The following is a 22,722-nucleotide window of genomic DNA, read 5'->3' on the forward strand; positions in this document are numbered from 1 at the left end:
AACTGAGTGATGCTCCATTGGCATGCCGAATGGCGAACGCACGGAGGTCCTGCAGGGCACCCTCGACCTGATGATCCTGCAGACGCTCGCGTCCCTCGGGCCGCAGCATGGCTATGCCGTGGCGGCGCGACTCGAACAGGTGTCGGGCGGCGCCCTGCAACTGAACATGGGGACGCTGTATCCGGGCCTGACACGCCTCGAGGCGCGAGGCCTGGTGTCGGCGCGCTGGGGGCAGACCGACGCCAACCGGCGCGCTCGTTTCTACGAGCTCACCGCCCGTGGCCGGCGTGCCCTCGAGCAGGAACGCAGCCAGTGGTTCCGGATGGCCGGCATCATGGCGCGGGTGCTGGAGTAGCCGATGCGCGAGTGGCTCTGGCGGCTGCGTGCGATGTGGAGACGCGACGGCCTGACCGACGAACGGCGTGAGGAACTGCAGTTCCACTTCGACGCCGCCGTCGACGCGTGGCGTGCGCGAGGCCTGTCGCCAGAGGCGGCGCATCGCGAGGCACGCCGCCAGTTGGGTACGGTCGCCGCGGCCGAGACCTCCGCACATGAAGGGCTCGGTGTGCGCTGGATGGACGCCGCAGTCCGCGATGCCCGGCATGGGATCCGGAGCCTCCGCCACCATGTGGCGTTCACGACCGTCGCGGTCTCGGTGCTCGCGCTCAGCGTCGGCGTCGCCACGCTGCTGTTCGCGCTCTTCGATGGTGTCCTGCTTCGGCCCCTGCCCTATCGCGAACCCGGACGTCTCGTGCGCGTCTTCGACAGTTCGGCGACGGCGCCACGATTCCCGATGGCCATCGGCCGCTACCAGGAATTCCGCGCGGCGGCGCAGTCGCTGGACGGCCTGGCACTCTATACCGGCCGCGACCTGGAACTGGGCGGCGAAGGCCGGCGCTCGACGCGCGTGACGGGAGTCGCAGTGACGACCGACTTCTTCTCGATACTGGGCTGGACGCCCGCCTCAGGCCACGCGTTCACCGACAGCGACCTTCGCCGTTCCGTGCGGAACGTCATCCTGAGCGAGCGGTTGTGGCGAACGCGTTTCGACGCCGACCCCGGCATCGTCGGATCGACCATCCGGCTCGATCGAGAGCCGTGGACCGTCGTCGGCGTGATGCCAGCCGGCTTCCAGCACGTCGGCGGCGAGTACCGATCGCCGCCACAGGGCGACACCGTGGACGTCTGGATCCCCCTGCCGGTCGACGGCGGCGACGGGGACCGGCGCGCCTCGCACTACTGCAACGCGATCGCGAGGGTCCGCACGGGACACTCGCTCAGCGAGGCCCAGCAGGAACTGGCCACGTTGTCGGGGACCTACTCGCGCGCCTACAGCCGCTTCGGGACGTGGGGCGTTCATACCGCGCCCCTGCTCGACGAGGTGACAGGCCGTTCACGCTCCGTGGTGACCTTGCTGGCGCTCGCGGCAGCGCTGGTCCTGGCCGTGGCGTGCGCAAACATCGCCGGGCTCTGCGTCGCCCGGGCGCTGACGCGACTTCGCGACGATGCGGTGCGGCGTGCGCTCGGCGCCAGTCGCTGGCAGCGGATTCGCGTGGCTCTGGTCGAGAACCTCATGATCGGCGCGGTCGGCGGCAGCGGCGGGCTGTTGCTCGGTGCATGGGCGATCCCCGTGCTGCGCACGTGGTTGCCCGACGCGTTCCCGCGCGTCCACGAGGTGGCCTTCACGTGGCGCAGTGGCGCGTTTGCGGTGATCGTCGCGCTGGTCGCGGTGCTGGTCGCCACGCTGCTTGCAGCGGGTGCCACGCCGGAACCCGCGGCGACCGGGCGCGTGACGAGCGGACGTCGCACGCAGCGGCTCCGGGCCGCGCTCGTGGTGACCGAGATCGCCCTCGCGGGTGTGTTGTGCGCAGGCACGATCCAGTTGTGGCGGCATCATCGGGCCCTGGCCACACGTGACCTCGGCTTCCGTGCCGGGAACGTGCTCACGTTCCGCGTGACCGTCCCGGTCCCGGGCGAGACGCCTCGCGGCGCCGTCGGCACGCGACTGGAGGACCTGCGACAGGAGATCCAACGGTTGCAGGAAGTCGAGGCCGTTGGCGCAGCGACCAACCTGCCCTGGAGCGGCTACGACGAGAATGCCGACCTGACGGTCCTCGGGCGAGAGGTCCCGAAGGGCATGGACACGTCGATCCGCTACCAGGCCGCCACCGCAGGCTTCGTCGAGGCCACGGGGCTGCGCCTCGTGCGCGGACGCACCTTCGACGCCGCGAAGGACGCCGCGGGCCAGCCGTTGACGATCATCCTCAACGACGCGGCGGCGCGCCACTTCTTCGGCAATGACCAACCGCTGGGCGCGCGCGTGTCCATCTTCGGCGCGACGCGCGAGGTGGTGGGCGTGGTCGGCGGCATCCGCGACTACCCGGCCGATCCCGTGGTGCGACCGGCCATGTGGTTTCCGATCAACCAGGTGGAGTTCGTGCGCGTCTTCTTCGCGGCGCGCGTGCGCCATGGCACGCCCGAGTCGATCCTGCCCGGCGTGTTGGCCGCCGTGCAGCGCGTGGACCCGGAGTTGCCGATCAGCGACGTGCAGACGCTCGAGGCGCGGACGATGGTGGCGCTCACCGCCCAACGGCTCTCGATGCGGCTGTTCCAGCTCTTCTCCGCGCTGACCCTCGTCCTGGCCGCGTCTGGCCTGTACGGGCTGCTCGCCTACCTCGTGCACCAGCGACGCAAGGAGCTGAACATCCGTGCCGCCGTGGGGGCCACAAGCGTCGACCTCGCGCAAGTGGTGCTGCGCGAGAGCCTGACGATGGCGTTGGCTGGCGGGATCGTGTGCCTCGTGGCGCTGCCGGTGGCGTCAGCCTGGTGGCGCGCCCTCACGGAAGGGCTGCCCGACCTCGACGCATGGGCATGGATTGGCACGCCCGCGGCGCTGATCGCCCTGGCTGTCCTGGCCAGCCTGGGGCCCGCGAGGACGGCCGCGCGCCAGGTCGACGGGGCGGCGCTGCGCGAGGACTGACCACCTGTTCCGCGAGAACCGCGGCGCCGCCGTACCCGGGCCGCGCGAGGCAGACCTGCTACACTGGCGGCGACGTCTCCAGCAGGCCCGCAGGACTTTTCCCGGCGCTGGAGGCGACATTCGCCTGGAAAGGACCAGCAGTTTTGTCGGAAACCCGCCTCAAGATCGCCCTCTTCATCGACTTCGACAACATCGAGATCGGCGTCAAGACCACCCTCGGTGGCCATTTCGACGTCGGCGCCGTGCTCGAAGCGATGAAAGAACGCGGCGAGGTGGTCACCAAGGTGGCGTACGGGGATTGGACCCGCGCCGGTGACTACAGCCGCTCGCTCACTCAACACGCCATCCAGATGGTCCAGCGCAACTTGACGCCCGGCGGCGACAAGAACGGCGCCGACATCAATCTCGCGCTCGATGCGCTGGAGATGGCCTTCACCCACAGCCACATCAACGCCTTCGTGATCGTCGGCGGCGACAGCGATTTCATGGCCCTGGTCGAGAAGCTGAAGCTCTACGACCGGCAGGTGTTCGTTGTCGGCGGCCGCGCCTTCACGAGCGTGATCCTGCAGAAGAACTGCACGGAATTCATCGCCTACGAGAACCTCATCGGTCGTCGCGGCAGCAGCAGCCGGGGCGGCGCGAGCAAGGACGTCAAGGACTCGATGCCGCTCGTCAAGCGCGCCCTCAAGGTCCTGGCCGACCGCGAAGTGACGCCGCAACTCGGCGTGCTGAAGAGCACGCTGCTGCAGCTCGATTCGACGTTCTCCGAACGCGAGTTCGGCGTCAGCACGTTCCGCGATTTCGTGCAGAAGCTCGAGCGCGCACAGCAGGTCACCTTGCGCGGCGACGAGCGGAGTCTCCTCGTGGAACTGCGAGACGGCGTCGAAGTGCCCGACCATGTCGTGAGCACGCCGCCCGTGGCCATACAGCATCACCCACCGAAGCCGGCCGCCGCACAGCCAGCCGCGGAAGTCGCAAGCCCCTCACCCGACGGGCCCGCCGATGCAGGCGCCGCGATCGATCCGGCAGTGGCCGGCCTGCAGGCCGAGGGCTACGCCGTCATTCGCGACATCTTCCTGCGACCGGGTGTCGTGTCGCGCTGGCCGTTGTACGTCCGCCAGGCCAAGCAGGTGATTCGCACCGGCAACGAGAGCTTCGATGAGCGCCGCCACGGCTTCAACGGCATCGTCGACGCCCTGCGGTTTGCGCAGCGCGAGGGCCTCTTCCGCCTGGATCGCGACCGGCAGGGCGTGATCCGCATCTATCCCGGCACGCTGCTGGCCGAGCCCGGCAGCGAGGCAGCGGACCAGGACGGCGCGGCCGAGCCGGCGAGGGTCGCACCGGTGTCGCCGGAGAGGTTCGAGCGCGGGACGGCACCGCGCGGCGATGTCGACGACCTCCACGAACCGGGAGACGTGAACGGCAATCGCGCCTATCCGGGCGAGGAACCGCGTACGTCGCGACCCGGACGTCGCGGTCGCGGCAGTCGCGGCCGGGGCCGCGGCATCATCGACATCCAACCGGTGATCGACGAGACACCGGCCGACGCCCAGCAACCCCAGGACGGCCAGCTGTTTCCTGAGGCTGCCGCACCAGCGATCGTCGACGAACCGGCACCGCAGGCCGAACCAGACGTGTCGCCCGAGCCTGTTGCCGCGGCACCTCGCAAGCGAGCGGCGACCAAGAAGGCAGCGGCCCCACGCAAGAAAGCGGCCGCTCCTGTGAAGAAGGCCGCCCGCAAGGCATCGCGTTAGTCAACACGCACACATCACGACAGAGGGCCCGCTCCGGACTGCCGGGGCGGGCCCTTTCTGTGTTCTTCGTCGGCCTTCGTCGTTCGGCCTTCGGCCATCGTTCCCAGGCGTTGAGCGTTAAGCGTTCGGCGTTACGTTGCCTAGATTTCGACCCGCTGCCCGGCGCGGACCGTCAGCGTCTGGCGACGCTCCGTGCCGTCGGCAAGGCGCACGACGATCTCGTGCGTGCCTGGTGCAATCCTGATCGACCCGGGCGTCGTTCCCGCCGAAGCGCCGTCGAGGAACACCTCCGCCTCGTACGGCAACGTGAGCGTGCCGGGCGGCACGGAGAACGTCACACGCTCGACGGCTCCGGGCTCGACCTTGACCGTCAGCCACTGGCGGATGCCGAGCGCCTCGTTCACCGCGCGCAACCGGTGCGTGCCCGGCGGCAGCAGGATCTGGCCATCCATGCTCGACCCGATCTTCTCTCGGCCGTTGAGCAGCAGGTTCACCTCGACGGGCGCATCCACGAGGACCCATCCCGCGAAGATCTTCACCTCGAGCGGCGTGGTCTCGTCGGCCACGACCATCGCCTTGACGGTGACCGAACCGGCGTCGCCGCGCAGCATCAGCACCTGGTCGCCCGCCGGCAGGTTCTCGAGCAGGAGCGGGGTCGTGCCGCGGACCTTGCCGTCGATGACGATCTGGGCTCCGGCAGGATTCGACGTCAGCTGCAGGTTACCCTTGCCGCCGGTCGACGATGGCCACTCCAGCGTCTGTGTCGTGACAACGCCGACGCTGATCTCCACGGGCATCTCGCGGACGTTGGTGCCCTGTCGCAGCCCCAGCGTGTGCCGGCCAGGAGCGACCTCCTCGCGGAACGGCGTCCGGCCGACGACCTTCTGGTCGAGCAGGACCTCGACACCGCTCTTGGCCGTCTGCACCACGAGCGTGCCGCGCGCGCCCGGCTGCACCCACCACCATGCGGCGAACGCGACGCCCTGGAACAGCGCGATCAGCACCGACGCGGCGATGAATCGACGCCAGTTGATGCCTCGCGCAGCTTCCGGCTGGGCAGCGGGCGCCGACACCCAGGGCTCCGAAGGAGCCGCATGTCGACTCGTCGATCCTGTGACCGTCCCGAGCCCCTCTGCCATCGACTTGACGTTCGTGCGTCCGGACCTGGGCTGGAGCTCGTCGAGGTCGGGCATGCCGACGGCACGGATCTCCTGCTCGAAGGGACGCAATGCCTCTGGGTCGTCAAATGACGACGCTGGCGGCATCGGGGCAGGCGTTGGCGCCGGCGCCTCGATCGCGACACTCGCGGGCGCGAACGCGTGTGTCGGACCGGCGTGACCCGTGACCATCGAGATCGTGCTCGCCTCGTGCTCGCCGGCGAGCGGCTCCCCATGGATCCCCTGTGGGGTCGATCCCAGCTCGTTGGCTGACGCCTGCAAGCCCCGAGGGCGCAGCGCGCCGAAGTCGCTCGGAGGCGTCCACGCGGGCACCTCGCGCCCGAGCAATGACGCCTGCCGTGTGCCCATCTCGGGACCCGCATCGTCGTTCGGCGTCAGTGCTCCCGGATCCGACGGCGTCAGCGAAATCGCCATCGGCAGCGCCACGATCGGCGCAGGCACCGCTTCTGCCTGGAGCGGCGACGGCGCGGCTGCAACCTGGACAACCGGCGGCGCCACCGCGATCGTCGCCTGGATCGCGTCGTTTGCGACCGCGGCAACGTTCACAAACGGAATGCTGGTGGTCGCAGGGGCAGCGATCACGGCGGGGGCCGCGGTCGGAACGGCTGTGCTGCCCTTCTTGCGCCGAGACCGACGTTTCTTCTTCTTCGAAGCGGACGCGCTCGTCGCCAGGTCAGACGCGGTGCTGTCGTGATGGTCCTCCTCGTGCGTCACCGCCGAGGACTCTGCCGCCAGGTCTGGCTGAGCCGCCGATCCGAAGTCGCCCGTGACTTCCGGGAGTTCGGACGGCAGATGGTCCCAGGCGTTGCCATCGTGGCCGTCGTCGACGATGACGACCTCTGGCACGCTGTGCGGGAACATCGCCGGCATCTCGACGCGTGAGGGCGCCTCGACCGGCGAAGGTTCAAGCGGGGCGTCGGGTGTCGGCTGCGGGTCAGGGTACGCGCGCGTGTCGGATTCCTCGACAGGGGCGCGTTCGTCTACCGGTGCAGCCTCCTCGACATGTGCGGGCGCAGCGTCGGGCGCGGTCGTCGGTTCGGATGGAGGGGCGACTTCGGCGACTGACGCATACACGACCGGCACTGCGTCCGGCAGCGGAATGCCCGGCTCATCATCGGTGGACGTGCACACGACCTCGGCAACACGCGAGTCGTCGGATTCGAGTGCGTCGACCGATCCCGATGCGGTGTCCATCGACTCTGCCGCGGGCTCCGCAATCGGCTCGAACTCGACGATGGGTTCCGCCTCGGGCTCGGAATCGCCCGCGACCGTTTGTCCCGTGAAGAACCCACCCTCAGCCACCGCTGGCGTGTCGGCATCCGTGTTCGCGCCAAGGAACGCCGCGCGCCAATCGCGGGCGTCGTTGCCGCCGACGTCCCGAGAGAGCAACGCAGCCGCCGCAAACGACGGGGCGTCATCAACGGGCTGGGCATCGAAGGTCGCATCGGCCTGCATCGACCCTGGCCCGTCCTCCTGCTGAAGGAGGATGGGCTCGATGTCGCCGAAGAGGTGGTAGGCGCCGACCGGCGCCATCGCATCATCCCCGCCGACATTCACGTCGGCCACCGCCCACGCGTCGGTCGTGGCGATGATCGCTGTGTCGGATGCAGCCGCGGCGGCGTCTGTCACGTCGGCGACGGCATCGACGGCAACCTCTGACGGCACCACGTCGGGCTCCGGGGCCCGATGCGGCTCCAGTGCAAACGGCACCGCCGTGACGTGGTCGTCAGGCAACTCCCCGAGTGACAGGACCGTCAGGTGATCGGCAGCCGCCCGTGCGTCGGACTCGTCCGCGGCGAGAGCCATCGAGTCCGCGTCAGGAGCGAGATACACCGCGTCATCGGCCGTCGCTGCCGGCTGGAGTTCCAGGTCCGAGTCGACTGCGACAGTCGCGTCGCTGTGCTCGTCGTGGAACGTCTCGACCTCGATGCCCGCTGTCGCATCGGCGACGGCGGCTTCAAACACCGGTACATCCCCGACATCCGTCGTGACGGGCTGAATCGCCCCAGGCTCGACGATCACGGCCGGTTCGATCACCACGACGTCGATCGCGGCGCCGCCTTCGACATCGGGTGCGTCGTCCTGGCGGGCGTCCACCGCCACTGCGTCGAGCGCGGCGGCGACCTCGATAGCCGCGGTGTCCTCGACCACCGCGACGTCTGCAAGAATCGCGTCGACGTCGACGGCGTCCGCCGCTTCAGCGCCGACGGCGATCTCGACGGCGGGTTCGTCCTCGACGCGTGCGATGCTGTCGTGCAACGGCTCGACGTCGACGACGTCAACGACATTCGCGGCGTCAGGGTCGACAGCGTTTTCGATCGCGGGCTCGTCCTCGACGATCGCGACGCCGCCGTGCACCGCCTCGACTTCAACGACGTCGATGCCCCCGAGAGCGAAGGCGGGGGCGGGGGCGGGGGCGGGTTCGTCCCCGACAACTTCCCCCGCATCGAGGACAACCTCGCCTTCGGTCGCGGCCTCGACGATTGCCACGCTGCCGTGCCACGTCTCGGTCTCGACTTGGACGACAGCCACGGCGTCAGCGTCGATTGCGATTTCGGCCGCGGACTCGTCCTCGGCAACCGCCACCGCATCGAGGTCAACGGCGACTTCGCTCGGGACCGCCCCCTCGACGATCGCCACGCTGTCGTGCGACGCTTCGCCGTCGACCAACTCGATGACCTCGGGAGCGACGGTGACTTCGACCGCGGTTTCGTCCTGGGCGGCCTCCGTATCCCACGAGGCCTCCGTCACGTCGATGACGGCTTCGTCCTCGACGACCGCGATGTCGTCGTGCGACGCCTCGCCGTCAACCGACTCGATGGCGTCGGGAGCGACGGTGACCTCGACCGCGGTTTCGTCCTGGGCAGCCTCCGTATCCAACGAGGCATCCGCCACATCGATGACGGCTTCGTCCTCGACGACCGCGATGTCGTCGTGCGATGTCTCTTCGACGACTGCAACCGCATCTACGGCCGTGGCGAGTTCGATCGACGGTTCGACAGCGGCAGCCGGCTCGAGGTCGAGGACCGTCACATCGCCCTTGTCCGCCGGAGCCTTGGCGGAGGTCGACGCAACTTCGGCATCGACCAGGTCGCCTGAGGGTCCGCCGACCTCCTCCGCCGTGACGGGCGTGCCGTCCTTCCCGGACGCAGCAACGTCCGCAACGCTATCGGCAGCCGTGACGTCGTCGGCAGCCGCGTGCTCCTCTGCGACCATGTGCTCCGAGGCGGCCGACGGCTCCTGGGCAGCGGTTTCGGCCGCATCAGGCCCGCTCTCATCGCGCCACGGCAAGGCCTCCTTCCACCATTCCGCAGGTACGTGCTCGATGGCCGCGGTCGGCCGCGGTTCCTCGGTCGCGACGATCAGCAAGGGTTCGGTCGCTGCACCGACGTCGAGTCGCGAGAAGACGCTCGTGTCCGCGAACGGCACGGGGGCCTCGTCGTCCTCCGCCGCCACGGCCTCGATCACCGGCAGCGCCACAACTTCGTCGAGCTGCGGCGCGACCACGGGCTCGATCGCATCGCCCGGCTCGGCCTCGTCAGCGGCCGGCATCGAGGACCAGAGCACCCGCGCGTCGACCAGCGGCTCCGAGGTCGCGGGCGTCTCGGGGATCAGGTGCACCGTTTCGTTGGCGGAGACAGGCGCAACCGAGGCGACCAGTTCCGCGAACTGACGTTCGAGATCGAGTCGCTCTTGCGCAAGCGCTTCCAGGGGACTGTCGTCCTCGGCCGGCATGGTGGGCGCGGCGTCCGGTGCAGTGCGCGTCGCTGACGCCGCACGGCCTGTCGCGCGTTGCGTCGTTGGTGGCGGGGACGCCGGTGACGAGCCGTCCTCGAGTTCGGCCTCGAGCGCCAGCAACGCCTCGATGTCGATCTCGGCCTCTGATGCCGATGCGGTCTCCTCCAGCGGCGCCTGCACTCGCGCCGGCGCATTTTCGGCCGCGGACGTCAGCGACGTCACGGGTGCTGCGACGACGATAGTGGCGGGTGCCTGGGCAGCATCGCTGGCCGACGCTGCTGGTGCCTCGGCGGCGGCTATCGCGGCAACCGCGGCCACGACGCTCTTGACCCGCGCGGGGCTCGCGCCCAACGCGGCACCGCCGCCCGAGAACAGCCCTTCGAGGGCCTGCTGGGCGTCACGTACGGTCTTGAACGCGCGCCGGCTGTCGACCGGTGCGAGCCGCTCGAGCACCGCGACGACGTCGCTGGCGATCGGTGCCGATGGCGATCGACCGAGCCGGTCCTGTACCAGCGGCAGCAGGCCGCGGAGACGATGTGGGTACTCCTCCTCGTCGATGGGTCGCCCGAGCAGGACCGCCAGGCCGAGCAGGCCGGCCTGGGCGAAGTCGGTCTGCATGTCGAACCGGACGGTGCCAGCGGCGGGCGGCGTCGGCACCCGCCATTCACGCCACAACTGGTGACGCGGGCGCTGCAACCGGTCGAGGGCGTGCCCCAGCACGTGCTCCACCATGACCACCCGCCCGGTGGCCGTCAGCACTACGCGCTCTGGAGCCAGGGAGCCGTGGGCCACGTTGCGGGAGTCGTGCAGCACCGCGAGGGCGCTGAGCACGTCGCGAAGGATCTGGAGGCCCGCGCCCGGCTCGAAGGTGACCAGGCCGTGGCCGGCCATCTCGAGCACCTCGGACAGGCGGTTGCCCGGGACGTGACTGGAGACGAGAATCGGGCCGCAGTCCTTGCGGGCCGGCTCGAGACTGAGGATGCGGGAGAACTTGACGTGCTGGAGCTTGGCGAGGCGCGTCACGCGCTCGCGCAGGGGGATCTCGACACTCGCGAACGCCGGATCGAGGTGGAACCACTCGACCAGCTCGCCAGTACCCGTGTCGCGCCGCTCGCGCACACCGAGGCCGTCACGAAAGATCACACGTTCTTCCGCCGGTTCCGAGAGGTGTGCTACTTTCACCGCGCGCGTCCTTTCCGGGTGTCGAAAGCCGCAGCGATCAGACGCATCGTCCTACTGGTCCTGCAACGGCCGCACCAGACCTGTCGTTCCTGACCCTCGTTGGCAAGTCGTTGTCCGTTGGGCGGTTGTTGAATCGGCATCGCGTCGGGTGGGCTCCATTGCGCCGTGACGGCACGCAACCGTGCAACTGGCGCCACAGATTTGTAATCGGCTGATATGTACCGCGCTTCATTCCGTTGCATCGCCGGGTGCCATGGCACCCACCCGCTCTTCACGCCGCTGTACCGGTGTCCCACCTGTGGCGATCTCCTGGAGGTCGCGCACGACGTGGAGGCCCTGAAGGATCGGTCGGCCGGGGCCTGGATGCGGCTCTTCGACGAACGCTACAAGCGGACGCTCTGGCCCTACGGTTCGGCGGTGTGGGGCAAGAAGGAATGGGTCTGCCCGGACATCCGCGACGACCAGATCGTGTCGATGGACGAAGGGGGCACCAACCTGTTGTGGGCCGAGCGCTACGGCGCGAGCCTCGGCGTGCCGGATCTCTGGATCAAGCAGTGCGGGAACTCGCACACCGGGTCCTTCAAGGATCTGGGGATGACGGTGCTGGTCTCGGCGGTGCGCCAGATGATCAGCGACGGCCAGCAGGTGCGGGCCATCGCCTGCGCGTCGACCGGCGACACGTCGGCCGCACTGGCGGCCTACGCGGCGGCCGCCGGCATACCCTCCATCGTCCTGTTGCCCAGGGGCAAGGTCTCGGTCGCGCAGTTGCTGCAGCCCATCGCCAACGGCGCGCTCGTGCTATCGCTCGATACCGACTTCGACGGCTGCATGGCGATCGTGCAGCGACTCGCCGCCGAAGAGGGCGTGTACCTGGCCAACTCGATGAACAGCCTCCGGCTCGAGGGCCAGAAGACGGTCTCGGTCGAGATCGTGCAGCAGTGGGACTGGCAGGTGCCCGACGTCATCATCATCCCCGGCGGCAACCTGGGGAACGTGAGTGCGCTCGGGGCCGGGTTCGACATGATGCGGGCGCTCGGCGTCGTCAGCAAGCGGCCGCGGATTGTCGTCGCGCAGGCGGCTCGCGCCAACCCGCTGTACCTTGCCTACGCGAACAACTGGGACTTCACGCCGGTGCAGGCGCAGAGCACCCTGGCCTCCGCGATCCAGATCGGCAACCCGGTCTCCATCCGTAAGGCGATCAGGACCCTTCAGGCCTACGACGGCATCGTCGAGCAGGCCAGCGAGAGCGAGTTGGCCGACGCCTCGGCCCGGGCGGACCGCACCGGCATGTTCAATTGCCCGCACACCGGCGTCGCACTGGCGGTGCTCGAGAAGCTGGCGGCTCGCGGTGAAATTACCAAGGATCAGCGGGTCGTCGTCGTGTCCACGGCCAACGGCTTGAAGTTCAGCGACTTCAAGCTGCAGTACCACACGCGCCAACTCGAAGGCATCGATGCGCGACTGTCGAACACACCCATCGAGTTGCCCAATGACTACGACGCGGTGCGCCGGGCGATCGACACGCATACCTGAGGCCTGATGCGCCTGCGCGTGTCGCGTGCGTCACACTTGTGATACAAGAGCGGCATGCAACAAGGCCCCGGTATGACCGGTGTCCGTCATGAGGCGGACGCGGGCGACACCTCCGCGCGTGCCCGTTCATCGGCCAGCGCCGCCAATGGCTGGCGCCAGTCGAGCCGCCCCCATGCCAGCGCCGCCGAGACGATCGTCGAACACGTACGCGAGCGCCTCGAGCGCGGCGAACTCCGCCCCGGTGATCGCTTGCCGCCCGAGCGCGCCCTCGCCCTGCAGACCGGCGTCAGCCGCTCGTCCGTGCGCGTCGGCCTGCGCGCACTGTCGACGATGGGCATCATCCAGTCGCGTCACGGTTCCGGCACGTTCATCGCCGATGGTCCGCCAACGCTCGAAACCGAGCCACTCCGCTTCCTCGCGGCGCTGCACGGCTTCACGCGCGACGAGATGTTCGAGGCGCGACGGATGATCGAGGTCGGCGTCGCGGCCCTGAGTGCAACGCGAGCGACTGGTGAACAGATCGCCGCCATCGCCGAGGAGGTGACGAGCATGTTCGCGTCCCTCGACAATCCGCAGGACTTCCTGCGCCACGACATCCGCTTTCACCAGGCGGTCGCCGCCGCATGCGGCAACCCGATCCTGACGTCGCTGGTCGAGATGTTGTCGCAGGTGTTCTACGAGCGCCGGCGTGGGACGGTCGGGCGGGCGCGCGACTTCCGCGAATCGGCCGAGATGCACCGGCGGATCTACATGGCCATTCGCCAGCGCGACAGCGGCGCCGCTCGCGAGGCGATGGACAGGCACCTGCAACTGTCCTATGAAGCGCAGGCGATCGAGGAAGGCGACCGATCGGCTGTGGTCAGCGCCTGACGCGGCACGGTCGACCGTGCGCCGGCGTACCTGGCTGGCGAGACATCAGAGGAACGCGCCCACCCCGCCCCAGGTCTTGTGATCCTGGAGCCGCAGCGTGTGCAGGTAGAGATCGACGTCCTCGACGGGGTACTGCGCCCGCAGGGCCGCGACCGCCTCCGGCAGCTTCGCCTCGTCCAGCGCCGGTGCCGCATCGTCGGCGATGAGGCCGTTCTCATGGGAGATGCCGAGGGCGTCGAGGAACGTGCTCATCATCGCGCGCTGGTGCGTCAGGTGGAAGGTCACCAGTAAGCGGCCCGCGACCCCATCGGACACCGCGGCCAGGCCGGCCGTGTACTTCGCCCGCTTCTCGGACGGCAACGCCAGGACGGACTTGACGCGGAAGTTGAGCCGCCGCGACAGCAGCCCGATGACTTCCGCGTGCTCTGCGCCGGCCTCGCCTTCAGCCCAGAAGGCTTCGGCGGCCTGCCGTCGCTGGCCTTCGGTCATGAGCTTCCAGAGTTGCGAGGCGCGGGTGATCTGTTCGAGGTCGGACATAAGAGCCTGCAGCCTGCGGCCTACGGCTGCCGGCTGGTGTGAAGTCAAGACTGAGTCGGGCAGGCTGTAGGCTGGAGGCCGTAGGCTGCCGTGAAACGAGCATTCTACCGCGCCGCGTCCGCGCGGGCTTCGAGTTCGAGCCAGCGAGCCATGACGCGTTCGAGGTCCGCTTCGGTCGCTTCGAGACCCGACGCGACGTCGGCCATGCCCACGGCACCGCGCAGGTGGAAGTCCGCGGCGTTGATCGCCGACTCGAGTTCCTGCTTGCGCGTCTCGAGATCGGCGATCCGCGTCGGCAGGCCATCGAGTTCCTGCCGCTCCTTGTAGGTCAACTTCACGATCCGCGCCGCAGCGACCGGCGGTGGAGCGGGAACCGTCTTCGCCGGTAACGCGGCGGCCGCCGCCAGCGCGTCGCGGGCGGCTTTCTGGCGCACCCAGTCCGCATAGCCGCCGACGTACTCGCGCACGGTGCCCTGCCCTTCGAAGGCAATCGTGCTGGTCACCACGCGATCGAGGAAGGCGCGATCGTGGCTCACGACCAGCAGCGTGCCGGCAAATCCAAGCAGCAGATCCTCCAGGACATCCAGCGTCTCGAGGTCGAGGTCGTTGGTCGGTTCGTCCAGCACCAGCACGTTGGCCGGCCGCACGAGCAGCCGGGCCAGCAGCAGCCGGTTACGTTCGCCGCCCGACAGGGCCCGCACCGGCGACTGGAAGCGCTCCGGCGTGAACAGGAACTCCTTCAGGTAGCCGGCCACGTGGCGCGTCCCGCCGCCTGGCACGTCGACCATCTGGCGACCATCGGCGACCGTATCCATCACGGTCAGATCGGGGTCGAGCTGTTCGCGCTCCTGATCGAAGTACGCGACCTCGAGGTTGGTGCCACGGCGGACTTCACCGGCCTGCACGGGCAGCGTGCCGAGCAGCAGGCGCAGCAGCGTGGTCTTGCCCGATCCATTGGGCCCGAGGATGCCGACGCGATCGCCACGCATGATCCGCCCGCTGAAGTCGCCGACGATCACGCGATCGCCGAAGCGATGATGGAGATGACGCGCCTCGAGCACCAGCGTACCGGATCGCTCGCTGTCATCGACTGACAGCTGCACCGTACCCGCCTTCTCGCGCCGCTGTGCGCGTTCGCGCCGCATCGCCTCGAGGGCATGCACGCGACCTTCGTCCCTGGTGCGCCGCGCCTTGATGCCCTGGCGAATCCAGGCCTCCTCGCGCGCGAGCAACTTGTCGAACTTCTGCTCGGCTTGCGCGTCGGCCTCCTGCTCCGCTTCGCGTGTGGACAGGTAGGCGTCGTAGTCGCCCGGGTAACTGCGCAACGCGCCGCGATCGAGTTCGACGATGCGAGTCGCGAGCGACCGCAGGAGCGTCCGGTCGTGGGTCACGAACAGCAGCGCGCCGGTGTAGTCGCGAAGGAACGCCTCGAGCCATTCGATCGAGTCGATGTCGAGGTGATTGGTCGGTTCGTCGAGCAACAGCACGTCCGGCTGCCGCACCAGCGCCTGCGCCAGCAGCACGCGACGCCGCTGCCCGCCCGAGAGGGTGTTGACCGGCGCATCGGCAGGCACATCGAGTCGTACGATGACGTCCTCGACGCGCTGTTCCAGGCGCCACCCATCCTGCCGCTCGAGTGCGTCCTGCAGTTCACCGAGGCGCGACATCGCCGCGGGCGTGGCGTGCTCGGCCACGTCGTGTGCCACCTGGTGGTACTCGGTGGCAAGCGCGCCAAGGGCCCCGAGCCCCTCGGCCACCACCGCGAACACCGTCCGGTCGCCGCCTGGCGGTACGTCCTGCTCCAGCCTCGCCACGCGCAGCCCTGGCTGCCGCCAGACCCGGCCGGCGTCGGCCGCGAGTTCACCCGACACCATGCGCAGCAGGGTGGACTTGCCCGCACCGTTACGGCCGATCAGGCACACGCGTTCGCCCGCGTCGAGCCGCAGCGTCGCGGCATCGAGCAGGGGACGGTGACCGAACGCCACCGTCACGCCACCGAGTTCGATGAGAGCCATTTTTCTGAACGCCACGTACGCAACGGGCTGGTAGGGACGGCTCTCCGAGCCGTCCATCTCCGGTGCGACGTGGTCATGGACGCCTCGGAGAGGCGTCCCTACCTATTTCCCCAGCAGCTTTTGAAATGCGGCCGACATCGCGGTCGCGGGCGCGGCCGCAGGAGTCTGGGGCCCGCGCTCCTGGCGATCCTGCCGCGCCGGTTGCGGCGCGCGCGCCGGCGGACGCGTACCTCGCTGGCTCTGAGCACCGCCGCCCGGCTGTGCCTTGCCCGTGTCCCTCGCCTGCGCGGGGCGCGGTGCCGGACGCTCCGCCTTGCGCATGGTGAGCGCGACTCGCTTGCGCGGAATGTCCACCTCGATCACGGTTACCGAGACGATCTGACCCGCCTTGACGACGTCACGCGGATCCTTCACGAACCGATCGGCGAGTTGCGATACGTGCACCAGACCGTCCTGGTGTACGCCGATGTCCACGAACGCACCGAAGTTGGCGACGTTGGTCACCACGCCCTCGAGCGTCATGCCCGGCTGCAGGTCCGACAACTGGTGTACCGAGTCCTTGAACCTGGCGGTACGGAACTCCGGTCGCGGATCGCGCCCCGGTTTCTCGAGTTCGGCCAGGATGTCGCGTACGGTGGGCGTCCCGAACCGATCGTCGGCAAACCGTGCCGGATCGAGCGTCCGCAGGAACGCGCCGTCGCCGATGAGCGACGGCACCTCGCGGCCGGTCGCCTTCGCGATGCGCTGCACCACCGGATAGGCCTCGGGGTGCACCGCCGACGCGTCGAGCACATCGGGGCCCTGCAGGATACGCAGAAATCCGGCGGCCTGTTCGAACGTCTTGTCTCCGAGTCGGGGCACGTCACGCAGTTCCGTGCGACGACGGAACGGGCCGTGCTGCGTGCGGTACTCGACGATCTGGGCCGCGAGCCGGGAATTGAGGCCCGAGATGCGGGCAAGGAGCGCCGGCGAAGCGGTGTTCACGTCGGCGCCGACGGCGTTGACGCAGTCCTCGACCACGCCATCCAGCTGCCGCGCGAGCGCAGGCTGGCTGACATCGTGTTGGTATTGCCCGACGCCGATCGACCGCGGTTCGATCTTCACGAGTTCCGCGAGCGGATCCTGGAGCCGCCGCGCGATCGACACCGCGCCGCGCAGCGTCACGTCGAGTTCGGGCAATTCCTTCGATGCCAGTTCAGACGCCGAGTACACCGACGCGCCGGCCTCCGACACCACGATGCGGGTGAGCCCGAGTTGCGGGAACTTGTCCATCAGTTCGGAGACGAGCTTCTCGGTCTCGCGTGACGCCGTGCCGTTGCCGATCGCGACGAGGTCCACCTTGTGCGTCAGGCACAGCGCGGCCAGCGCCGCGATGGAGCCGTCCCAGTCCTTGCGCGGCTCGTGCGGGAAGACCGTCGCCGTCGCGACGACCGCCCCGGTGTTGCCGACCACCGCGACCTTCACGCCAGTGCGGATGCCCGGGTCGAGGCCCATCGTGACGCGCGTGCCCGCGGGCGCTGCCAGCAGCAGATCGCGCAGGTTGGTGCCGAAGACCCGAATCGCTTCCTCTTCGGCCATCTCGCGCAAACGCTGCTCGACGTCGTTCTCGAGCTTCGGTTGCAGGCGCGCCTTCCACGCGAGCGTGACGGCCGTGCGCAGGAAGTCGTCGGCCGGCCGGCCCTGGTGGGTGACGCCGGCAAACGCCGCGATGCGACGCTCCGGTTCACCGAGCGCGGCACCGCTGTCGTCGTCGGGGAGCACGATGGACAGCTTGAGGATGCCTTCCTTGCGGCCGCGCAGCAACGCCAGCACGCGATGCGACGGCAGCTTGTTGACGGGCTCGCGAGCGTCGAAATAGTCGCGGAACTTCGCGCCCTTCTCCTCCTGGCCCTCCGCAACCGCGGATCGGATGGTGCCCTGGTCCCACACGTACGTGCGCAGCCCGCCCACCAGCTCGGGCGCCTCCGAGAACCGCTCGATGAGGATGGCGCGGGCGCCATCGAGCGCGGCTCCCACGTCCAGCACGCCGGTGGCCTCGTTCACGTACTCGGCCGCGGCCTGTTCGGGCACGAGCGCCGGCGTCGCGAGGAGCGCGTCGGCAAGCGGCTCGAGTCCCTGCTCGCGCGCCACCTGCGCCTTCGATCGCTTCTTCGGGCGGTGCGGCGCGTAGAGGTCCTCGAGACGGGTCTTGCTGTCGGCGCTGCGGATCGCGTCCTCGAGCTCCGGCGTGAGCTTCTGCTGCTCGACCAGCGAGGCAAGGATCGCGGTGCGGCGTTCCTCGAGCTCGCGCAGGTAGCGCAGGCGCCCCTCGAGCGTACGCAATTGCGTGTCGTCGAGTCCGCCTGTCGCTTCCTTGCGGTAGCGCGCGATGAAGGGCACGGTGGCGCCTTCGTCGAGCAGCGCCACGGCGGCCGTGACCTGGCGTGTCGAGACGGACAGTTCCTGGGCGATCCGATCGAGAATCGGCGTGAACACGACCGGCGAATCGGTCGACGGGTTGGTCATCGGACGCTTACCTTATGAGCTTGCGATACTTGACGCGATGCGGCGTGTCCGCCGCGGTGCCGAGCCGACGATGTCGATCGGCCTCGTAATCCTGGTAGTTGCCCTCGTACCACACCACGTTGCTGTCGCCCTCGAAGGCGAGGATGTGCGTGGCGATGCGATCGAGGAACCACCGATCGTGACTGATGACGACGGCGCAGCCGGCGAAATCGAGCAGGGCTTCCTCGAGGGCGCGGAGCGTGTCGACGTCGAGGTCGTTGGTGGGCTCGTCGAGCAGCAGCAGGTTGGCGCCGCTGCGCAGCAGCTTGGCCATGTGCACGCGGTTGCGTTCGCCGCCCGACAGCTGGCCGACGAGCTTCTGCTGATCGCGTCCCTTGAAGTTGAACCACGACACGTAGGCGCGCGACGCGACCGTGCGCTTGCCGAGCGTGATCTCGTCGTGGCCGCCCGAGATCTCCTCCCACACCGAGCGATCGCCCTTGAGCGCATCGCGCGACTGATCGACGTAACCGAGCTGGACCGTCTCGCCGAGACGAAGCGTCCCGGCGTCGGGCTGCTCCTGCCCCGTCACCATCCGGAACAGCGTCGTCTTGCCGGCGCCATTGGGGCCGATCACACCGACGATGCCGCCGCGCGGCAAGGTGAAGGTCATGTCGTCGAACAGGAGGTTCTCGCCAAACGCCTTCCGCACCTGGCGCGCCTCGACGACGACGTCGCCGAGCCGCGGCCCCGGCGCGATGAAGATCTCGACCGAGTCGATCTTCTCCTTCGTGTCCTGCGCGAGCAGATCCTCGTAGGCGTTCAGGCGGGCCTTGCCCTTGGCCTGGCGCGCTCGCGGCGACAGGCGAATCCAGTCCAGCTCACGCTGGAGCGAGCGCTGGCGCCGCGATTCGGACTTGGCCTCCTGCGCGAGCCGCTGCTGCTTCTGTGCCAGCCAGCTGGAGTAGTTGCCTTCCCAGGGAATGCCCTGGCCGCGATCGAGCTCGAGAATCCAGCCGGCGACGTTGTCGAGGAAGTAGCGATCGTGCGTGATGGCGACGACCGTGCCCTGGTACTCCTTGAGGAACGTCTCCAGCCAGGCCACCGACTCGGCATCGAGATGGTTGGTCGGTTCGTCGAGGAGCAGCAGGTCGGGAGATTGCAGCAGCAGCCGGCAGAGCGCGACGCGACGCTTCTCGCCACCCGACAGCGTGGTCACGTCGGCATCGGGCGGCGGCAGGCGCAGCGCGTCCATGGCGAGTTCGAGCGTGCTGTCCAGATTCCAGGCATCGACCGCGTCGATCTTGTCCTGGACAGCCGCGAACTCGTCGGCGGTCTCGTCGGAGTAGTTGGCCGAGAGTTCGTCGAACCGCGCGAGCAGATCCTTGATTGGCTGCACGCCCTCCTCGACGTTGCCGAGGACCGTCTTGGCCGGGTTGAGCTGCGGCTCCTGCGGCAGGTAGCCGACGGTGCAGCCCTGGGCCAGGAAGGCCTCGCCGGAGAATTCCTTCTCGGCGCCCGCCATGATCCGCAGCAGCGTCGACTTGCCGGCGCCGTTGTACCCGAGGACACCGATCTTGGCGCCAGGCAGGAACGACAGCCAGATGTCCTTGAGAACGACCAGGTCAGGGGGATAGACCTTGGTCAGCCCCTTCATCGTGTAGATGTACTGAGGTGCCATTGCGAGAGGGGGCGCGTGCGAATCGTTCCAGTGATGAAGCCGAGTGGCCGTCCGGGGATCGGAGGCAGGCCCGGCGTGACCGTCGGGCCGTCCGATAGTGTAGCAGTGCGACGCGGCTAGTTGTCGCCGTCGAGCAGACCGCCGAGGCCTCCGAGGATGGAGCCTTCCTCCTTGCCGCCGCGCGCGATGCCTGGCGCCGCCTTGAGGATGCGGTCGGCCATGCGGCTCAGGGGCAGCGACTGCAGCCATACGCGGCCGGGACCGGTCACCACGGCGAAGAACAGTCCCTCACCGCCGAAGAACGCGGTCTTCACCTTGCCGACAAACTGCACGTCGTACTGCACCGATGGCGTCAGCGCGACGAGGCAGCCGGTATCGACCTTGAGGATCTCGCCGGCCTGGAGGTCGATCGCCTCGATCATGCCGCCCGCGTGCACGAACGTGAGGCCGTCACCAGTCAGGCGCTGCATGATGAAGCCCTCGCCGCCGAACAGACCGACGCCGATCTTCTTCTGGAACGCGATGCCGATGGACACGCCCTTGGCGGCAGCGAGGAAGCTGTCCTTCTGGCAGATCAGCTCGCCGCCGAGCTCCTTCAGGTCCATCGGCAGGATGCGCCCGGGATAGGGCGCCGCGAAGGCGACCTTCTGCAGCGACGCCGTCGGGTTCGAGAAGACAGTCGTGAACAGGCTCTCACCCGTCAGGAGGCGCTTACCTGCTCCCATGAGGGCGCCCAGGATGCCGTTTTGCTGCTGCTGGCTGCCGTCGCCGAAGATGGTGTCCATCTGCACGCCGGCCGTCATGTACATCATGCCGCCAGCCTCGGCCACCGTGGCCTCGCCCGGATCGAGTTCGATCTCCACGAACTGCACGTCCTCGCCGACGATGCGGTACGTGAGTTCGTGCGCGCGACGACCCATCGCCGGCGGCGCCGCAGCGACGGGCGTGGCCGTGGGCGCCGGCGCGGCACCGCCAAACAGCGCCGCGAGCTGCGGCGTGTCCCTGGCGGCCTGCCACTGCGTCATGCCGGTCGTGAACACGAGCGTCTCGGGCGTGACCACGCCGGTGCGGATGCGGCCGGCGAGATCATCGAACGAGATGGGACCGACGGGAGCGTTGTTGTGGGCGTAGTACCACATGGGTGTCACCTTTGATCGGGAACCGGGAGCCGGGACCGGGAACCGGGTTCCGGGTACCGGGTACCGGGTACAGGGTTGGGAATCGGATCTGCAGAACGGTAGGGCCGGCTCTCTCCGAGCCCGGCCGTGGGCGGGCCGCGTTCGGAGAACGGGCCCTACCATCGCGTTGATAGTGGCGCGCCGGTCTCCATGACGGCGCGGTCAGCTCTCGTCACCACCCGCAAGGGTCTCGCTCTCGATGCGTTCGACGTCGGCGTGGTCGAGCCTGAGCAGGCGCTGGAGCTGGGTGAGGTACATGCGCTCGCCAACGGACACGGCGGCCTCGCCATGCACGACAGCGTACGCAAGCGCGTACGCGGCCTGTCGCTGCTCGGGCGTGGTGAAGGGTGGCGTGATGGTCTCCAGCGGACGGCGCTGCTGCAACTCACTGTCGACGAACGCCGCGGCACCGAGTTGGCTGGCGCGGCGACGGATGACCGCGACCTCTTCGTCCGACAGGTCGCCATCGGCACGGGCGGCGCTGACGGCCAGCTGCACGAGTGGCACCAGCATCGGCGGCACGGCGATCGGGGCGCCGGCCTCCAGTGGTGGCGGAGTCGCGCCGGGAATCGGCGGCAGCGGCGGCGGCACGACCAGCGCCGGGACGTCTGCCGACAACACGCCGCGCGACGATCCAGGCATCGGAATGCCCGGCGGTGGCGTGGCCGCGGCACCCGGGGTGCCGGCGGCGCTCCCTTGCTGCATGCTCTCGAGCGCGCCCCAGATCAAGCCACCCACCGTCAACAGCGTGCCAGCGTTGATCAGGCTCCCGCCCGATCTGCCGTAGCCCGATCGATTTGCGCCGATGCCCAGGTTCGACAGACCGAACCCGCCGCGCGAACGTCTCTTCTTGCCCCCGAGAAAACCGCCGATGAGCTGACCGATGATCTGTTCCGGATCCATCTGTTTCCTTCTACGAACCAAACCCGGCGGAGTTCAGCCAGCGCTTCGCATGCTCCACGTCGTCGCCAGTGAGCCCGTGCCCGCCACGTGACCAGAACGGTGTCACGGTCGCCCCGGCGGCAGCAAGCGTATCAGCGAGCCGCCGCGCCTCCGCGACCGGCACAATCGGATCGGCCTCGCCCGCCGCCAGGAACACCGCACGTCCCACGAGCGATGGCAACGGATCGGGCGCCAGCACGAACTGCGCGTGCAGCAACGCCGCACCCGCGAAGCTGTCCGGCCTGAGCAGCAGCGTGGCGTGCGCGATGTTGGCGCCATTGGAATAGCCCACCGCAACCATGCGATCGCGAGCGAGCCCGTAGGCAATGGCGGCCTCGTCGAGCAACGTCGCGAGCTCCGCTGCCCGCACACGAACGTCGTCCAGGTCGAAACGGCCCTCGGCGAAGCGGCGGAAGAAACGAGGCATGTTGCCTTCGAGCACGCGCCCGCGCGGGCTCAGGAGCGCTGCCCTGGGATGCAGCGCGCGACCCAGGTCCAGGAGGTCGTGTTCGTCGCCGCCGGTGCCATGCAGCGTGACGAGAGTGGTCGTCGACGTACCTTCGGCGGGCACGAACTGATGCGTGAACTCGTCGAGCAGCGACATGGACATCACTGTACCGTGGACGGCCGTCGGCAATCGGCCTTCGGCC

Annotated in this window: 13 protein-coding genes; 5 read left to right on the top strand and 8 right to left on the bottom strand. The window is 68.9% G+C overall.

Annotated features, from left to right (window positions below):
• Window positions 1-22: 22 nt before the first annotated feature.
• The 3 genes from LuPra_RS22940 (at window position 23) to LuPra_RS22950 (ending at window position 4,734) form a co-directional block, all read left to right on the top strand.
• Entirely contained in the window at window positions 23-355 is a 333-nt protein-coding gene (locus tag LuPra_RS22940; protein WP_110172913.1) for a PadR family transcriptional regulator, read from the top strand.
• Window positions 356-358: 3 nt separating this feature from the next.
• Window positions 359-2,980, top strand: a complete 2,622-nt coding sequence (locus LuPra_RS22945) for an ABC transporter permease (protein WP_110172914.1) — start codon at window positions 359-361, stop codon at window positions 2,978-2,980.
• A 143-nt stretch (window positions 2,981-3,123) separates the two neighbouring features.
• On the top strand, window positions 3,124-4,734 hold the full coding sequence (locus tag LuPra_RS22950) for an NYN domain-containing protein (RefSeq protein WP_234800516.1): 1,611 nt from the start codon (window positions 3,124-3,126) through the stop codon (window positions 4,732-4,734).
• Between the two features lie 140 nt (window positions 4,735-4,874).
• Here LuPra_RS22950 and LuPra_RS22955 read toward each other — a convergent pair whose 3' ends face one another.
• The gene (locus tag LuPra_RS22955; protein ID WP_110172916.1) at window positions 4,875-10,832 is read right to left on the bottom strand and encodes a PEGA domain-containing protein; all 5,958 of its coding nucleotides are present in this window, start codon (window positions 10,830-10,832) and stop codon (window positions 4,875-4,877) included.
• 216 nt (window positions 10,833-11,048) lie between these two features.
• Between LuPra_RS22955 and thrC the strand changes: the two genes are divergently transcribed.
• Window positions 11,049-12,365, top strand: a complete 1,317-nt coding sequence (gene thrC, locus LuPra_RS22960; protein WP_110172917.1) for a threonine synthase — start codon at window positions 11,049-11,051, stop codon at window positions 12,363-12,365.
• A gap of 72 nt (window positions 12,366-12,437) precedes the next feature.
• A complete protein-coding gene (locus tag LuPra_RS22965; protein WP_162271477.1) occupies window positions 12,438-13,235 on the top strand; it encodes a FadR/GntR family transcriptional regulator in 798 nt (265 codons plus the stop codon).
• 45 nt (window positions 13,236-13,280) lie between these two features.
• Here LuPra_RS22965 and LuPra_RS22970 read toward each other — a convergent pair whose 3' ends face one another.
• The 7 genes from LuPra_RS22970 to LuPra_RS23000 all read right to left on the bottom strand — a co-directional run bounded on the left by LuPra_RS22970 (window position 13,281) and on the right by LuPra_RS23000 (window position 22,682).
• A complete protein-coding gene (locus LuPra_RS22970; protein ID WP_110172919.1) occupies window positions 13,281-13,772 on the bottom strand; it encodes a hypothetical protein in 492 nt (163 codons plus the stop codon).
• 104 nt (window positions 13,773-13,876) lie between these two features.
• Window positions 13,877-15,787, bottom strand: a complete 1,911-nt coding sequence (locus LuPra_RS22975; RefSeq protein WP_110174831.1) for an ATP-binding cassette domain-containing protein — start codon at window positions 15,785-15,787, stop codon at window positions 13,877-13,879.
• 102 nt (window positions 15,788-15,889) lie between these two features.
• Complete coding sequence (locus tag LuPra_RS22980; protein WP_201792164.1) at window positions 15,890-18,292, bottom strand: Tex family protein; 2,403 nt, start codon at window positions 18,290-18,292, stop codon at window positions 15,890-15,892.
• 7 nt (window positions 18,293-18,299) lie between these two features.
• A complete protein-coding gene (ettA, locus tag LuPra_RS22985) occupies window positions 18,300-19,952 on the bottom strand; it encodes an energy-dependent translational throttle protein EttA (RefSeq protein WP_110172920.1) in 1,653 nt (550 codons plus the stop codon).
• 116 nt (window positions 19,953-20,068) lie between these two features.
• Window positions 20,069-21,091, bottom strand: a complete 1,023-nt coding sequence (locus LuPra_RS22990) for a TIGR00266 family protein (RefSeq protein ID WP_110172921.1) — start codon at window positions 21,089-21,091, stop codon at window positions 20,069-20,071.
• 201 nt (window positions 21,092-21,292) lie between these two features.
• Window positions 21,293-22,033 (bottom strand): tellurite resistance TerB family protein, encoded by a 741-nt coding sequence (locus tag LuPra_RS22995; RefSeq protein ID WP_110172922.1) that lies wholly within the window; start codon window positions 22,031-22,033, stop codon window positions 21,293-21,295.
• 10 nt (window positions 22,034-22,043) lie between these two features.
• Complete coding sequence (locus LuPra_RS23000) at window positions 22,044-22,682, bottom strand: alpha/beta hydrolase (RefSeq protein WP_110174833.1); 639 nt, start codon at window positions 22,680-22,682, stop codon at window positions 22,044-22,046.
• Between the last annotated feature and the right edge of the window lie 40 nt (window positions 22,683-22,722).

This window comes from Luteitalea pratensis, from assembly GCF_001618865.1.
GTDB lineage: Bacteria > Acidobacteriota > Vicinamibacteria > Vicinamibacterales > Vicinamibacteraceae > Luteitalea > Luteitalea pratensis.